Annotated in this window: 14 protein-coding genes; 5 read left to right on the forward strand and 9 right to left on the reverse strand. The window is 66.6% G+C overall.

All coding sequences use genetic code 11. From position 1 onward, the window contains the following. The first annotated feature begins 37 nt into the window (after nucleotides 1-37). A complete protein-coding gene (locus ROV95_RS00140; protein WP_312542092.1) occupies nucleotides 38-2,389 on the forward strand; it encodes a family 20 glycosylhydrolase in 2,352 nt (783 codons plus the stop codon). Nucleotides 2,390-2,514: 125 nt separating this feature from the next. Here the strand turns inward: ROV95_RS00140 and ROV95_RS00145 are convergent, their stop codons facing one another. Together ROV95_RS00145 and ROV95_RS00150 are read right to left on the reverse strand one after the other, a co-directional pair. Then, on the reverse strand, nucleotides 2,515-2,907 hold the full coding sequence (locus tag ROV95_RS00145) for a VanZ family protein (RefSeq protein ID WP_312542095.1): 393 nt from the start codon (nucleotides 2,905-2,907) through the stop codon (nucleotides 2,515-2,517). Further along, complete coding sequence (locus ROV95_RS00150; RefSeq protein WP_058981625.1) at nucleotides 2,904-4,088, reverse strand: SAM-dependent methyltransferase; 1,185 nt, start codon at nucleotides 4,086-4,088, stop codon at nucleotides 2,904-2,906. The genes ROV95_RS00145 and ROV95_RS00150 overlap by 4 nt, the downstream gene beginning before the upstream one ends. Before the next feature lie 58 nt (nucleotides 4,089-4,146). On the opposite strand from ROV95_RS00150, the gene ROV95_RS00155 reads away from it, so the two are divergent. Continuing rightward, the gene (locus ROV95_RS00155) at nucleotides 4,147-4,884 is read left to right on the forward strand and encodes a pteridine reductase (protein ID WP_019660663.1); all 738 of its coding nucleotides are present in this window, start codon (nucleotides 4,147-4,149) and stop codon (nucleotides 4,882-4,884) included. A 55-nt stretch (nucleotides 4,885-4,939) separates the two neighbouring features. On the opposite strand, the gene folK is transcribed toward ROV95_RS00155, so the two are convergent. Further along, the gene (gene folK, locus ROV95_RS00160) at nucleotides 4,940-5,425 is read right to left on the reverse strand and encodes a 2-amino-4-hydroxy-6-hydroxymethyldihydropteridine diphosphokinase (protein WP_012481279.1); all 486 of its coding nucleotides are present in this window, start codon (nucleotides 5,423-5,425) and stop codon (nucleotides 4,940-4,942) included. A gap of 89 nt (nucleotides 5,426-5,514) precedes the next feature. On the opposite strand from folK, the gene ROV95_RS00165 reads away from it, so the two are divergent. Continuing rightward, on the forward strand, nucleotides 5,515-6,258 hold the full coding sequence (locus tag ROV95_RS00165) for a 20S proteasome subunit A/B (RefSeq protein ID WP_058981588.1): 744 nt from the start codon (nucleotides 5,515-5,517) through the stop codon (nucleotides 6,256-6,258). Between the two features lie 75 nt (nucleotides 6,259-6,333). On the opposite strand, the gene ROV95_RS00170 is transcribed toward ROV95_RS00165, so the two are convergent. The 4 genes from ROV95_RS00170 to ROV95_RS00185 all read right to left on the reverse strand — a co-directional run bounded on the left by ROV95_RS00170 (nucleotide 6,334) and on the right by ROV95_RS00185 (nucleotide 10,724). Beyond that, nucleotides 6,334-7,845, reverse strand: coding sequence for an ATP-binding protein (locus ROV95_RS00170; RefSeq protein ID WP_019660666.1), 1,512 nt, complete (start codon nucleotides 7,843-7,845; stop codon nucleotides 6,334-6,336). 4 nt (nucleotides 7,846-7,849) lie between these two features. Beyond that, nucleotides 7,850-8,290 carry a response regulator gene (locus ROV95_RS00175; protein WP_005411057.1) on the reverse strand — a complete coding sequence of 147 codons (441 nt, stop codon included), beginning with the start codon at nucleotides 8,288-8,290 and terminating at the stop codon, nucleotides 7,850-7,852. After that, complete coding sequence (locus ROV95_RS00180) at nucleotides 8,287-10,104, reverse strand: ATP-binding protein (RefSeq protein WP_019660667.1); 1,818 nt, start codon at nucleotides 10,102-10,104, stop codon at nucleotides 8,287-8,289. The genes ROV95_RS00175 and ROV95_RS00180 overlap by 4 nt, the downstream gene beginning before the upstream one ends. A gap of 236 nt (nucleotides 10,105-10,340) precedes the next feature. Next, nucleotides 10,341-10,724, reverse strand: coding sequence for a BON domain-containing protein (locus ROV95_RS00185; protein WP_019660668.1), 384 nt, complete (start codon nucleotides 10,722-10,724; stop codon nucleotides 10,341-10,343). A gap of 169 nt (nucleotides 10,725-10,893) precedes the next feature. Here ROV95_RS00185 and ROV95_RS00190 point away from each other — a divergent pair, with 169 nt between their 5' ends. Further along, a complete protein-coding gene (locus ROV95_RS00190; protein WP_312542108.1) occupies nucleotides 10,894-11,937 on the forward strand; it encodes an oxidoreductase in 1,044 nt (347 codons plus the stop codon). A 180-nt stretch (nucleotides 11,938-12,117) separates the two neighbouring features. Further along, a protein-coding gene (locus ROV95_RS00195) for an IS3 family transposase (protein ID WP_312542110.1) occupies nucleotides 12,118-13,478 on the forward strand; the annotation gives its coding sequence in 2 pieces (ribosomal slippage) (nucleotides 12,118-12,585 and nucleotides 12,588-13,478; 1,359 coding nt in all). A gap of 250 nt (nucleotides 13,479-13,728) precedes the next feature. Here the strand turns inward: ROV95_RS00195 and gnd are convergent. Next, nucleotides 13,729-14,634, reverse strand: a complete 906-nt coding sequence (gene gnd / locus ROV95_RS00200) for a phosphogluconate dehydrogenase (NAD(+)-dependent, decarboxylating) (protein ID WP_111098686.1) — start codon at nucleotides 14,632-14,634, stop codon at nucleotides 13,729-13,731. A gap of 10 nt (nucleotides 14,635-14,644) precedes the next feature. Continuing rightward, complete coding sequence (locus ROV95_RS00205) at nucleotides 14,645-15,883, reverse strand: hypothetical protein (RefSeq protein ID WP_312543773.1); 1,239 nt, start codon at nucleotides 15,881-15,883, stop codon at nucleotides 14,645-14,647. Nucleotides 15,884-15,892 lie beyond the last annotated feature (9 nt).

Below are 15,892 nucleotides of genomic sequence, written 5' to 3' on the forward strand. Positions count from 1 at the left end.
TATAGCGTTCATCGCACCGTTCCAAGGAGTCGTTCCGATGGTCAAGCCTTCCCGCGCCCGGATGCGCAGCGCGCTGCTGGGCAGCCTGATTGCCCTGCTGCCGGCACTGCCGGCGCTGGCCGCCGATCCCACGCCGGCCGCCGAAGCACCCGGCCCGCAGCTACGCACCGGCAGCCTGATGCTGATTCCCGCGCCAGCCACCGTGCAGCGCGGCCAGGGCAGCGGCATCACCGTACGCGCCGATACCGCGCTGCACGCCGAAGGCGAAGCCGCGCAGCGCGTCGCCACCCAGTTCACCGACCTGCTGGCGCGCAGTGGCGGTCCGCGCCTTACGCCGGCCAAGGGCAAGACGGCAGCCGCCCCGGGCGGCATCCGCTTCCAGATCGTGCCCACCTTCCGTGACAGCGGCGAGAGCTACACGCTGGAAAGCACCGCGCAGGGCGTGGTGATCCAGGCCGGCAACGAAACCGGCCTGTTCTACGGCGCAACCACGCTTGCCCAGCTGGCCACGGGCGGAAGCAACGGCGTGCTTCCCGCAGTGCAGATCCAGGACGCGCCGCGCTTCAGCTGGCGCGGTTTCATGCTCGACTCGGCACGGCATTTCCAGAGCCTGGACGAGATCAAGCGCGTGCTCGATGCGATGGCCGCGCACAAGCTCAATACCTTCCACTGGCACCTGACCGATGACCAGGGCTGGCGCATGGAGATCAAGCGCTACCCCAAGCTGACCGAGGTGGGAAGCTGCCGCCTGCCGGCGGGTGATGGCGGCGTCGATCCGGCCAATGGCCAGGAGCATCCGTACTGCGGCTTCTACACGCAGGAGCAGATCCGCGAAGTGATCGCCTATGCCGCCAAGCTGCATATCCAGGTGATTCCGGAAATCGATGTACCGGGCCACGCGACGGCTGCGATTGCCGCGTATCCGGAGCTGGGCACCATCGATACGCCGCTGAAGCCGATCAGCGAATGGGGCGTGTTCCCGAACCTGTTCAACGTGGAAGACAGCACCGTCACCTTCCTCGAGAACGTGCTGGAAGAAGTGATCGAACTGTTCCCTGCGAAGTACGTGCACGTGGGCGGCGACGAGGCAGTCAAGGACCAGTGGGAAGCCTCGAAGCAGGTGCAGCAGCGCATGCGTGCACTGGGCATCAAGGATGAAATGGCCATGCAGAGCCACATCATCAAGCGACTGGAGACCTTCCTGGAGAAGCACGACCGGCGCCTGATCGGGTGGGACGAAATCCTCGAAGGCGGCCTGCCACCGCAGGCCACGGTGATGTCGTGGCAGGGCACCGAAGGTGGCCTGGCCGCGGCCAGTGCTGGTCATGACGTGGTCATGTCGCCGGTGGGCTACCTCTATCTGGATTACCTGCAGACGGCCTCGCCGAACGAACCGCCGGGCCGCCCGGCCCAGGTCAACCTCGGCAAGCTGTACAACTACGAGCCGGTGCCGGCCGAGCTGGCGGCCGACAAGCGCCAGCACATTCTCGGTCTGCAGGCCAACATGTTCACCGAGCACACGCGCACCTACGCACGCCTGCAGCACAACCTGTTCCCGCGCCTGGCGGCAGTGGCCGAGACCGGCTGGAGCACGACGGAACATCGCGACTTCCGCGATTTCCTCGCGCGCCTGCCCGCGCAGCTGCAGCGCTACCGCGCTTGGGGCCTTGCCTACGCGCAGACCCCGTTCGAAGTGGGCGTGGACTACACCAACAACCGCGCCGCCAACACGGTGACCGTGTCGCTGGCCAATCCGCTGGGCTATGAAGTGCGCTACAGCACCGATGGCCAGCCGGTGACGGCGCAGTCGCCGCTGTACCAGCAGCCGCTGACCGCGCAGCTGCCCGCTACCGTGCAGGCCGCCGCGTTCTACCAGGGCCAGATGCTGGCGGCGAAGCCGACGATCGCGGCGTTCAGCGCACAATCGCTGCTCAGCCGCCGCAGCGATGAGCTGCTCAGCTGCGTGGGCAAGAAGGGGCTGGTGCTGCGCCTGGAGGACGATGGCCCGCGCGAAGGAAACCGCGCGGTGTTCAACGTGGATATCTTCCAGCCCTGCTGGCGCTGGCCGCAGGCGCAGCTGGACGGCGTCGGCAGCGTGGAAGTCCGTGCCGGGCGCATCCCCTATTACTTCCAGCTGGCCCACGACGAGCCGAAGCGTCGCTTCGAAAAAGCGAGGCGCGCGCATGGCGAGATGCAGGTGCGTCGCGGAGATTGCAGCGGCAAGGTGCTGGCCGAAGTACCGCTGCCGGCCACGCCCGATGCCGATGGCTTCGTGACGCTGCGTGCGGCGCTGCCGAAGGGCACCGCTGGCAACGGCGATCTGTGCATCAACTTCACCGGCGACACGCGCCCGGCGATGTGGGTGCTGGATGAGGTCACGCTCAGGTAGGTGCCAACCTTGGTTGGCGCTTTGCGGCCGGATCCACGCATGGCGTGGATCTACTGTAGAGCCGAGCCCATGCTCGGCTTTCCGGTTGAAAGGCAGCCGAGCATGGGCTCGGCTCTACAGGAACCTCACCCTCGCCAGCGCAGCAGCAGGTCGCGCAGCGGGGTCAGGGCCGTGACCATGCCGACCAGCACGCCCACCGTGTTGGCGATGGCGTCCATCGGGTCGGCCATGCGGTTGCTGGTCAGTGCGCCCTGGGCGAACTCGATGCCGATGCCCATCAACACCAGGGCCACGCCCACCCACAGCAGCGGCCTGCCGCGGCGGAACAGCTGCACGGCGCTGCCGGCCAGGATGAAGTAGGCGACGAAGTGCTCGCCCTTGTCGCTGTTTTCCGGCAACGGAATCGGCGGTGGCGGGATCAGGCAGACCACAATCACCAGCAGCACGGCCAGACCCCACAGCCCGGCCCACAACCGCGGCCGCCGCAGCGGCTTGATCGCCGGCAACACCTCGCTCACAGGCGCCAGCTCAGGTCACCCAGTTCGAAGGCCGGTTCGAAATCGACGCCACGCTGCAGGCCGATGGCCTGGAAGCGCTCGCCCATCTCGGTCGGCAGGGTCAGCTTCTTCACCTGGTCGCGCAACTGGATGCGGCCGACCTCGTCGGTGCGTTCCTCGGCCAGCAGCAGCACCTGGTCCAGGCCATTACCGAGCAGGAAGCTGGCCTGGCTGCAGTAGCCGGCCAGCTCGAAACCGCCGTGCATGCCGGCCTCGGCCATCGCGGTGAAATCCACCGACGCGGTGATGTCCTGCAGGCCCGGCCAGCGGTGCACGTCGTTGTGCACGTGATGGCGGTAGAACGCACGCACGGTGCCCTCGTCGCGGTCGTGCTGGTAGAACTCGCTGCGACTGTAGCCGTAGTCGACGAACAGCATCGCACCACGCTGCATGCCACCAGCCACCGCCTGCAGCCAGTACGGCAGCTGCGGCAACACTTCGGAACGGTAGCCCTCGGCGAAAGGCTTTTCCAGGTAGCGCTCGATATGGCGCACCGCACCGTTGAGCAGGATATCGGCCGGCTGCGCACCACGGATGAAGTTGCCTTCGGCATCCAGCTCGACGGTTTCCTCATAGACCTCGCCATCGCGGATCAGGAAGCGCGGGGTCGGCAGCGCGTCGATCACCTCGTTGGCGAACACCACGCCTTCCCAGTCCTCGTCGAACGGGCGGTCGACCCAGTCCACGCGCGCGGCCAGCTCGGCCGGCAGGTTCTGCTGCAGACGCTGCTGCTGGCGCTCGCGCAGATCGGCACTGGGTTCGAGGATGGCGTAGCGCGACGGCAGCGCATCCAGCTCGGCCAGGCGCAGCAGCACTGCCTCGGCGAAGGCGCCGGTGCCGCCGCCCAGCTCCAGCATCCGCGCCTGCGCGCCGAGCTGGGCGAACACCGGTGCAAGCGCATTGGCCACGCTGCCGGCAAACAGGCTGCCGAGCTCCGGCGCGGTGGTGAAGTCACCGCTGCCACCGAACTTGCTGGCGCCGGCGCTGTAATAGCCCCAGCCCGGGGTGTACAGGCACAGCTCCATGAAGCGCGAGAAGGGCATGGCCCCGCCCTGGGCAAGGATCTCGGCGCGCAGGGCGGCCGCTAGCTGGTCGCTGTGGGCCAGGGCATCGGCTTCGGGCAGGGGGAAGGTGGGCTGCATGGCGTGTTCGAATGCGGTGACAATGTGCACAGGATAGCTGAGCCTTGGAGGACCCTCGATGAGCGATACCCACCCCGTGGTCCTGATCACCGGCAGCGCGCGCCGGATCGGCGCGGCCATCGCCCGCCAGTTCCACGCCTGTGGCTGGTCGGTGGTACTGCATGCCAACACCTCCAGCGCCGAACTGCAGCAGGCCGCGTTCGATTTCGACAATGTGCGGCCGGGCAGCGTGCTGGCCCTGCAGGCCGACCTGCGTGACGCCGACGCCCTGCCCGACCTGGTGGAACAGGCCGTTACCCACTTCGGCCGCCTGGACGCGCTGGTCAACAACGCCTCCAACTTCTTCCCCACCCCGCTCGGCCAGGTCACCGCCGAGGCGATGGACGCACTGTATGCAGTCAATGCACGTGCGCCGCTGCTGCTGTCACAAGCGGCGGCGCCCTACCTGCGCCGCCAGCAGGGCTGCATCGTCAACCTGACCGACCTGCACGGCACCGATCCGATGCGCGACCACATCGCCTACACCATGGCCAAGGCCGCGCTGGAGATGGCCACCCGCGCACTGGCACTGGAGCTGGCGCCGAAGGTGCGGGTCAACGCGGTGGCGCCGGGTGCGATCCTCTGGCCGGAACAGGGCAAGGACGATTTCGCCCGCGAGGCGCTGCTGGCGCGCACGCCGCTGGCGCGGATCGGCACGGTCGAGGAGATCGCCGAAGCGGTCTACTGGCTGGTGGCCGAAGCCAGCTTCGTCACCGGCCACACCCTGCGCGTGGATGGTGGGCGCACCGTCAGCTGAGAGGTTGCCGGCCAGCGGCACTACAGGTAGTGCCGGCCGCTGGCCGGCAACCCCATCATTCCAGGTCCACCACCTCGAACGCCTCGCCAAACTGCGCGTGCGCCCGCCACAGCGTGGCCAGGTCCTGCCCGCTGACCGGGTCGATGAAGCCCGGCGCGATGTCCGCCAGCGGCTTCAGCACGAAGGCATGCTTCAGTTCCGGGCGCGGAATGCGCAGGTGGCCGGGGCCTTCCACCACCAGGTCGCCGTAGAACACCACGTCGATGTCCAGGGTCCGGTCGGAGAAGCGCGGCCCGCTGCGATCGCGGCCGTGCGCGTCTTCCAGCGCATGCAGCCAGTCGTCCAGTTCCTGCAGCGGCAGATCGGTCTCGATCGCCACCGCATTGTTGAGGAAGGCCGGGCCATCGAAGCCGACCGCGGCAGTACGGTAGGCCGGCGAGACCTGCAGCGCGCCGAAGCGCTCGCGCAGGGCCGTCACCGCGGCGTGGAGGTAGCGGCGGGGCTGGACGTTGCTGCCCAGGCTCAGGAGCACGGTGGTCATGCGGTTCAGGTGGCAGCGATGGGGGCGTGGACATGCCGTCGTCACGGCGGCCTGCCTACAATCCGGGACGCACATGATAGGGCACCGACATGACCTATTGCGTTGGAATCGAGGTGGACGAGGGCCTGGTCTTCGCTGCCGACACCCGGACCAATGCCTCGCTGGACGATGTGCGCGTGCATCGCAAGCTGCACGTGTTCGAATATCCCGGCCAGGCAGCCTACGTGCTGATGGCGGCTGGCAACCTGGCCACCACCCAGCTGCTGGTGTCGCGCCTGGGCCGCGACGCCGCAGAGCGGCGCGTGCCCAACCTGCGCGACATGACCCACCTGTTCGAAGCCGCCGCGTATGTGGGTCAGCTGCTGGTGGACAGCCAGGTGCACAGCAGCCATAGCGAACACGGCCATGACGGGGTCAACACCCAGGCCACGCTGATCTTCGGCGGCCAGATCGCCGGCGAGCGGCCCGGGCTGTACATGATCTACCCGCTCGGCAACGCCATTGCCGCCTCGCCGGAGACGCCCTACCTGCAGATCGGTGAATCCAAGTACGGCAAGCCGATCCTGGATCGCATCCTCAGCCCGGCCACGCGGCTGGAGGACGCCGCGCGCACGGCCATCGTCTCGCTGGACTCCACCATCCGGTCCAACCTGTCGGTGGGCCTGCCGATCGACCTGGCGCTGCTGCGCGACGGTGAACTGCGTATCGGTCGGCAACTGCGGCTGGGCGCGGATTCAGCGCTGTATGCCGATATCCACCAGAACTGGTCACGGCGCCTGGAACAGGCGGTGGACGCCCTGCCGCGGTTCCCCTGGGAAACCGACGAACGGTAGTGCCGGCCGCTGGCCGGCGACCGCGTTGATACCAGCACACAGGGACGCCGGCCAGCGGCCGGCGCTACCGGGGCATCAGCCCAGCGCTTCTGCCACGGCGCGGAATACCTGCTGCATCTGCAGCGGCTTGTGCAGTACATGCACCTCCACTCCGGCCGGGAAGGCGTCGGCCGAGACCGGCACCGCAGGGTCTTCCAGCACCAGCGCCGGGCCGCGGTAACCGAGCGCAGCCATCTCGCCCAGCAGCTGGCTGGCCGGCAGCAGCTTGGAGCCGGCATCGGCAATCACCAGCGCCGGCATTGCCTCCTGCTGCATCCAGCGCAGCGCCGCCGGGCCATCGGAGGCCAACTGCAGCTGGTAGCCCTGGCTGGACAGCGCGTTGCCGAGCAGCGACAGGCGCGTGGCTTCCCCATCGACCACCAGGATCGACTGGCCGCTGCCCAAGGCCACCAGCTGTTCGATCGGCTCGCTGCCGTCGATGATCTCGTGCATCGGCAGGCGCAGTTCGAAGCAGGTGCCCTGTCCCGGCTGGCTGCTGACATGGATGCTGCCACCAGCGCCCTCAACAATGCGCTTGCAGGAGATCAGGCCCAGGCCAGTGCCATCTGCCTTGGTGGTGAAGAATGGATTGAACAGGTGCGACAGCGTGTCCGCATCCATGCCAATGCCTTCATCGGCAACGCAGATACGCATCCAGTCCACGCCATCGCGCTGGCCGGCATGGCTGGCGGTCAGGCTCAGTCGGCCGCCGTTGGGCATCGCCTGGATCGCATTGAGTGCCAGGTTCAGCATGACCTGCTGCAGTTCGGTGTAGTTCGCATCCACTACCAGGCCTTCGTCCTGCACCTGCAGTTCCAGGCGCACGGCATCGGGCACGTTGCTGCGCAACAGCAGGGCCACCGCATCGAACAGGCCCTTGATCTCGATACGCTCGCTCGGCTTGCGCGAACCGCGCACGAACGACAGCATCGATTCGGCCATCTCGTGGCCGCGGCGGCCACACTCGGCGATGACGTCGGCCAGGTGGTGCAACTGCGGATCGTCGGTACGGGCCTTCAACAGGTCCGGCATGATCAGCAGCGGCTGCAGGATGTTGCGCAGGTCATGGCTGAGGCCGGCGGCGAGCAGCGACAGGCTTTCCAGGCGCTGCGCGCGCATCAGTTCGGTCTCCACCCGTGCGCGCTCTACGGCGCTGCGGGCATCGCGGATCGCACGCGCCACCGCCGACGGCAGGCGCGCCGGCTGGTGCTTGATGATGTAATCGTTGGCGCCTTTCTGCAGCGCCGCCACCGCGTTCTCCTCACCCATGGTGCCGGAGACGAAGATGAAAGGGACTTCCGGCGCCGTCTCGCGCACGATGCGCAGCGCATCATCACCGGAAAACCCCGGCATGCTCAGGTCGGACAGCACGATGTCCGGCTGGAACGCGGCCAGTGCCTGGCGCAGCTCCGCCTCGCTCTCGACGCGCTCGAAACGAGCGTCCAGGCCCGCATCGAGCATCTGTTCGGACATCAGCTCGGCATCTTCCGGTGAGTCCTCCACCAGCAGGATGCGCAGCGCCCCCAGGGCAGGACCGGTCAGGGGCATGGGCTCACTCGAGTTCCGGTGCCTGGTTGATCAACGCCCAGAACTTGCCCAGGGTCTGCACCGCACCGAAGAACTGGTCCACGTCCACCGGCTTGACCACGTAGGCATTGACCCCCATGTCCCAGCTGCGGGCCAAATCACTTTCCTCGCGCGAGGACGACAGGATCACCACCGGCAGGCGCTTGAGTTCTTCGTGCTCGCGGATCTGCCGCAGCACTTCCAGGCCGTCCATGCGCGGCATCTTGATGTCCAGCAGCAGCACCGCCGGCAGGCCTTCCTCGCGGTTGGCGAAGGCGCCGCGGCGCAGCAGGTAGTCCATCACTTCCACGCCATCCTCGACGTGCACGATGGGATTGGCCAGACGCGCCTCTTCCAGGGCGTCGATCGCCATTTCGGCATCGGCGGGGCTGTCTTCGGCGAGAAGAATGGTGCGCAGAGTCGTCATGCAGAGGGACCTTGTTTGTCCGCGTCGGTCGCGGGGGGCAGGTAGAAGTGGAAGGTGGCGCCGACGTCCGGTTCGGCCTCGGCCCAGATACGGCCGCCATGGCGGGTGAGCACGCGACGGACGCTGGCCAGGCCGATACCGGTTCCGGGGTAGTCGCTGGCCTTGTGCAGGCGCTGGAACACACCGAACAGCTTTCCGGCATAGGCCATGTCAAAGCCTGCACCATTGTCGCTGACCGTGAACTGATGGCCGCCGTCGGGCTGGGGCTGGTAATCCACGCGGATCTTCGCCGGTTCGCGGTTGCCCGAGTACTTCACCGCGTTGCCAAGCAGGTTCAGCCAGACCTGGCGGATCATGTTCTCGTCACCCACCACGATCGGCAGCGGCGCGATGTTCCACTCCACCTGGTGCACGTGGCCGCTGGCCTCAGCCTCGGCCTGCAGATTGGAATCGAGCATGGCGCGGGTATCGGCCACCAGCGACTGCATGTCCACCGCCTGGTGCCGCATTGCCGCCCGGCCCAGCCGCGAATAGACCAGCAGGTCGTCGATCAGCGCAGCCATGCGCCGCGCCGAACTGGAGATCACTTCCAGGTAATGGCGGCTCTTGTCATCGGCCGCATCGCCGAGATGGCGCGACAGCTTGTCGGAGAATCCAGCCACGTGGCGCAGCGGCGCCCGCAGATCGTGCGAGACCGAGTAACTGAAGGCTTCCAGTTCCCTGTTGACCTCGGACACCTGTGCAACCTTGCCTTCCAGCTGGCGGTTCAGTTCCTCCACACGCAGCTGCACCGCACGCTGCACGGTGACGTCGCTGACCGTGAGCAACACCACTTCGTCATCGGTGTCCGGCAGCGGCATGCGCCGCGCGTTGAGCAGCATGTAGCGCACCAAGCCATCGGCGGTGCGCTGTTCATGCTCGAAGTCCCAGAGTTCCCGGCCGCGCAGCAGCACATCGGACAGTCGCTGGCGCATCACCGGGTCTTGCCACGCACCGTTGCCGACGTTATCCAGCACCAGGCCCTCGGCGCGCTCATCCTGCAGACCATACAGCTCGGCGAAAGCAGGATTGTGCAGCTGCACGCGCAGATCGCGGTCGAGCAGCACGATCGGCTCGCGCACCGTCTGCAGCACCGACGCTGCACGCGCGGCCGAACGCAATGACTGCCGCTCGGCGTGCAGGCGGCGGCCGATCTGCCGCTGCAGCAGCCACAGCACTAGGCCGAGCAACGCCAGCTGGACTACCAGCGAACTCCACGACACCAACTCGGTCTGCTTGCGCTGGCGGGCGGCCTGCTCGGCGCGCTGTGCCAGCAGCTTCTGCTCGCTGGCCTGCAGTTCCTCCACCAGCCCGCGGATCGGATAACGCGTGCTCAGGTCCTGCACCAGCTCGCGCTGGTCACTGTTGGGCTCTGACTTTGCCAGTTCGCGGGCAAGCGCCATGCGCCCTTCCAGCATCGACTCGATGCGGCCGATGCGGATCAGCTGCTCAGGATTGTCGCGGGTCATCCGGCCCAGTTCAGCCAGGCGACCGGGAAGTTCATTGGCTTTGGCCATGCGCTCGCGCAGGCCAGGCGCGTCCACGCCCTTGGACAGGGTCAGCGCGGCCGATTCGACATCGCGTACATCGGCCTGCAGCTGCTGCAAGGCCACGCCGACAGCCTGGGTATGATTGACCCAGGCCATCGCATCTTCGCTGTCCTGCTGCAGGTGGCGCAGTGTCAACCACGGCACCACGATGATCGCTGCGGCGGCCAGCGCCAGGGCGGGCATCCGCCAGCGGTCCCAGATGTCATCACTGAAAACCAGCGCCATAGTTCCTCATCAACACGGCCGCAAAGCATGGGCCGTACCCGGCCCCAGTGCGGCGGAACCGGCAATATAGCGCAGGCGGGTCAAAACTCTGGAGTTTCCAGCGCCGCTGGCTGAACGGCTGGTACTTCGGCGCTGTACGGCCGAGCCCACGGTCGGCTGGAACCCAACGGCAGCCGAGCACGGCTCGGCGTCACGCGGGAGTGGGCGCCCCATACCGGGGCGCCCACTCCGCCAGGTCAGCGCTTGGCAGCAGTGCTGACCTTCAGTGCAGCGGCATCGACGCGGGTCACGCCCTTGATGCCCTTGGCAGTGGCAACCGCCTTGTCCTTCTCGGCCTGGGAGGCCACCGCGCCGCTCAGGCTGACAACGCCGTTCACGGTTTCCACCTTGATCTCCGTGCCCGGAACGTTGCTGCTGGCCAGCAGGTCGGCCTTCACCTTGGTGGTGATCCAGGTATCGGTCACAGGCTCATTGGAGTCATGGCGATCAGCATGCGTGGCCGGATGGCTGCTGGTCGGCGGGCTCTTGGCAGCGGGATCCTTGGCAAATGCAGCCGAGGAGGACAGCGCCAGGCCCAGCGTCAAGGCAGAAGCAATCAGTGTGCGGGAGGTATTGCTCATCGTGTCGTACTCCTTCGGGATGTGCTGCCAGTCTGGACAAGCCGCCGTAGAGCAGGCGTGGCGCTGCGGTCATGCCGCCGTGAATCGGACTGTTTCCTGGGGCAACGGTTCAGTTTGGCCTGCCACCACCCGTCGTATACCCTGCCCTTCCCACAGCCGGAGCTCTGCCATGCGCCCCGACCTGCAACTGGCCCTGATCGGCTACGGCCTCGCCGGCCGCGTCTTCCATGCGCCGCTGATCCAGCACACACCCGGGTTGGCGCTGCACAGCATCGTCAGTTCGCAGCGCGACACATTGCTGCGTGCGTTCAGCGACGTGCACGTGCGTGCGATGCCGCAGGACGTGTTCGACGATCCGGCCGTGGACGCGGTGGTGATTGCCACACCGAACGCGCAGCACGGGCCGCTTGCAATCGCGGCGCTGGCCGCGGGCAAGCACGTGCTGGTCGACAAGCCGTTTGCGCTGGATGTCGCTGAAGCCGAAGCGGTACTGGCTGCGGCACGCAGCGCCGGCCGCATCGCCACCGTGTTCCAGAACCGGCGCTTCGATGCGGATTTCCTCACCCTGCAGGCGCTGCTGGCCGAAGGCGCACTGGGCGACGTGGCCGAGTGCCATGCGCATTTCGACCGTTACCGGCCGCAGGTGCGCGATCGCTGGCGCGAGCAGGACGGGCCCGGTAGTGGCCTGTGGTACGACCTGGGTCCGCATCTGCTGGACCAGATGCTGGTGCTGTTCGGCTGGCCCGAGGCGATCGATGCGGATCTTGCCGTGCTGCGCCAAAGCGGCAGCGGCATCGATTACTTCCACGCCGTGCTGCACTACCCGCGGCATCGCGCGATCCTCCATTCCGGTTCATTGGTCGCGGCACAGACCCCGCACTTCAGCGTGCATGGCAGCAAGGCAAGCTGGATCAAGCACGGCCTGGACGTGCAGGAGGCGCAGCTGCGCCGCGGTGTAGCACCCGGTGCGCCAGGCTGGGGTATCGATCCGCGGCATGGTGAGCTGGTGCGCTGCGATGCCGAAGACAACGTGCAGCGCACGACGGTGGACAACCTGCCTGGCGACTACCGGCGGCTGTATGCGCAGTTCGCCGCGGCGATGCACGGCGACGGAGAAGCCACGGTCAGCCCGGTGCAGGCATTGCAGTTGATGCGGCTGCTGCAGGCCGGCATGGACAGTGCGCGCGAAGGGCGGCGAATCGCGTTGGGGTGATCGGCAGGGCTGCGCCCTGCACCCGCAGAAGCGGTAGTGCCGGCCGCTGGCCGGCAACCTCAACAGCAAAAGCCGGCTATCCGTGGGATGGCGGGGTGGGTCGGGTTGCGGGGGACGCCGTAAACCCTTCCCTGAAGTGACCCCCGGGAGTTGGACGCCAGATCCAACCCCGAGGGATACATGAACAGATACGACGCTCGTTTCAAACTGCAGGTCGCCAAAGAGGCCTGCAAGACCTCCACATCAGTCAAAGCCGTTGCTCGTCGCCACAGCCTGGAGGCCTCCACGGTCAGGCGCTGGGTGGCGACCTATCGGCTGCATGGTTGGCGCGGATTTCATCGCCAGGCCCGGTTCTATGACCTCCCGTTCAAGTTGGCTGTCCTGGAAAAAATGAGCCAGGACGGCATGTCCGGGCGGGAGGCCACCACCTACTTCCAGATCGGTGATGCCGGCGCGGTGGGGCGATGGCGGCGCCTGTATGCTCAAGGCGGTGCCCAAGCGTTGGCACCGCCTCCGCCGCTGCCCCGAAAGCCGATGAAAAAGACCCGTTCGTCCAAGCCACCTGAGGAAATGAGCCGCGATGAGCTGCTCAAGGAAGTCGCCTATCTGCGTGCGGAGACCGACTACCTAAAAAAACTCGATGCCTTGATCCGGGAAGAGCAGGCGGCGCAAGACGCAAAGCGCAAGCCATCCAAGGATTGAGGCAGGTTCATACGCTGTCGCTTCTGCTCGAAGCGGCGGAGCTGTCACGCAGTACGTTCTATTACCAGAACCATGTCCTGGCCCATCCGGATCAGGACGAGGCAGCCCTGTGCGAGCGCATCCGTGCAATCTACGATCAAAGCCAAGGGCGCTATGGCTATCGCACGGTGACGCTGGAATTGGCCAATCAGGGTCATCGGACCAATCACAAGCGGGTACAGCGCCTGATGGGGGAGATGGGCCTGAAATCACGGGTACGGGTGAAGCGCTACCGGTCCTTCAAGGGGGCCGCCAATGTTGTGGTTGGCAATGACCTCAATCGCCAATTCCACGCCGAGCGCCCCAACCAGAAGTGGGTGACCGACGTGACCGAGTTCAAGGTACAAGGCATGAAGCTGTATCTGTCGCCGATCATGGACCTCTACAACGGCGAAATCGTGGCTTATCAGATCAAGCGCCAGCCCGTGTTCGATCTGGTAGGTCAGATGCTGGAGGAGGCCATCAAGAAGCTTTCGCCGGATGAGCGACCGATGATCCACTCCGACCAGGGCTGGCAGTACCAGCATGAAAACTACCGGCACATACTGGAGAAGCACTCTTTGAAACAAAGCATGTCCCGGCGTGGCAACTGCCTGGACAATGCAGCGATGGAGAGCTTCTTTGGGACGCTGAAGTCGGAGTTCTTTTACCTGAACAGCTTTGACAGCATCGAGAGTCTGGAGGCGGGGCTGGTGGAATACATCCAGTACTACAACCAAGAGCGAATCAAATTGAAATTGAAGGGCCTGAGCCCGGTACAGTACCGGGAGCAGGCCCAACAGGCCCAATCGGCCGCCTGACCCCTGTCCAAGTCTCGGGGGTCACTTCATCCTGGGGGCTTGGCCGCGGCATCCATGCCGCAGACACCCCCGCAACCGCCCCCACCTGGCCTTCGGCACTTTCCCGCGATCTGCCAGTAGATCCACGCCATGCGTGGATGACGTGCAAACAATCGGAAAATGCTTTTGCAGAGTCGAGCCATGCTCGACTGCCCCTGGCGCCATGGGGGTCAGCGCCCTTTCCTGCGGAAAGGGGTCCGACCCCGATTGCTTACGACTTCTTGATGGCGTGCCCACCGAACTCGTTGCGCATCGCCGACAGCAGGCGGTCGGTGAACGAGTTGGATTCGCGCGAACGCAGGCGTTCCAGCAGCGACAAGGTGATCACCGGGGCCGGCACGTCCAGCGCGATGGCTTCGGCGACGGTCCAGCGGCCTTCACCGGAATCCTCCACATACGGCGCGATGCCATCCAGCGACGGATTGCGCTTGAGTGCTTCGGTACTCAGGTCCAGCAGCCACGAACGCACCACGCTGCCGTGCCGCCAGACTTCGGCCACCTGGGCAAGGTCCAGCTCCATCTCCTGCTTGCGCTCCATCAGCGCGAAGCCTTCGGCGTAAGCCTGCATCATTCCGTACTCGATACCGTTGTGCACCATCTTGGTGAAGTGGCCAGCGCCGGATGGGCCGACACGCGCCCAGCCGCGGTCCTCGGCCGGTGCCAGCGTACGCAGCAGCGGCGCGATCTGCTCCACCACCGGCGCTTCGCCACCGACCATCAGGCTGTAGCCTTCCTGCAGGCCCCACACGCCTCCGCTGGTGCCGCAGTCGACGTAGCCCAGGCCGTCCTCGGCCAGCGCCTTGGCGCGGCGGATCGAGTCCTGGTAGTTGGAGTTGCCGCCGTCGATGACGATGTCACCCTCGGCCAGGTGCGGGGTCAGCTGGCCCAGCGTCTGGTCGACGGTTTCGCCGGCCGGTACCATCAGCCACACCACGCGCGGCACCGGCAGCGCGGCCACCGCGGCGGCCAGCGAATCAACCACCTCCAGGCCGGCCTCGGCGGCGCGCTGGCGGGCGCCTTCGCCCGGGTCGTAGCCGACCACGCGGTGGCCGCCGCGATGCAGGCGCTGGGCCATGTTGGCGCCCATGCGGCCGAGGCCGATCATTGCAATATCCATTGTTTCACCTTCAGTTGGGGTCTAGGGTCAGGCTGCCTGGCCTGCCGGTAGCCGCGCAGTGGCGCAGCTGCGCCTCGCGCCAACGCCGGTAGAGCGTGGTATGCAGATTGTGCACCGCCAGGTCGATCAAAAAGGGGGTTCGCGGGTTGCGGTCAAGCAGGCGGGCGATGTGGTAGCCGATGGGACGTATACCGCGCGGATGCACATAGATCACGAACTGCTGGTAGAACGGATCGTCCAGCAGGCGGTCCATGCGTGCCAGCGTGGCGTGGTAGCGCGGCGCAAGCGCCGCGCGCACCTCAGGGTCGCGCTCGAACAGCAGGCGTTCGAAGTAGCGCTGGCCGGTGCGCGGGATGTCCTGCGCGAGTTTCCATAGTTCGACGTTGCGCTGGTCGTACCAGGCCAGGCCGCCATGCGTGGCCAGCGCCCGCGCAGCGTCCTCGCCCACCTCGACCACCACGAAGTTCTCGGCCTGGTTGCTCAGGTCGTCCAGCGTGGCCTTGTCGTATGCATGCTCGATGAAACCAGGCACACCGACGAACGCCTGGCGCCCCATCGCCGAGGTACGCACTGCCTTGCCATCGGCGAAGAAATCGCCGGCATGCGCGCCAAGCAGGATGCTGTCGGTCCCATGCAGGGCGAGAAAGGTGCCGATCGACAGATCATCCGCAGAGAACTCGGTATCGAAGGCAGCATCGCCATACAGCTCGCGCTGGGTGGCCAGCTGCGCGACCTGGCGGCCGACACCGCATTCGGCACGCACGGCACCGTTGTAGAACGCCTGCAGCGCCTTGCTGTTGCCCGCGCTGGGAACGAAACCGCGGCCAAGACTGTGCGTACGCTGCCAGCCTTGAGCGCGCGGGCCCTGCAGGCCGAAACCGATCCAGCCCATCTGCAGGCCGGAGAAGCGGAAGCGGGTGTTGGCCTGCAAGGCCGAGGCGGCGCGTTGCGTGGCCGCCCCCAGCTGGAACGCATAGGCGCAGATCGTGGCCGGATCGTCCAGCAACTGCTGCAGCAGCGCCTGGCGTGCAGCAGCGGACATGTGCGCCGGCCAGCGCACGTGCAGATCGCCTGCTGCCTGCGCCTCGGCCAGCGACGCACGGGTGCACACCGCGCCACCATGCACCTGCGGCTCCTTCAGCGCGGCCTCGTCGAAGCGCCAGCCCAGCCGCAGCAGCAGCCCCTGGGCGCAGTCGCCGGCTGTGGCCGCCACGCCCATCACAGGCGCGAGCAACAGGGCCGCGCCCATCAGCCAGCC

It is taken from the genome of Stenotrophomonas maltophilia group sp. msm1, assembly GCF_032025805.1.
GTDB lineage: Bacteria > Pseudomonadota > Gammaproteobacteria > Xanthomonadales > Xanthomonadaceae > Stenotrophomonas > Stenotrophomonas hibiscicola.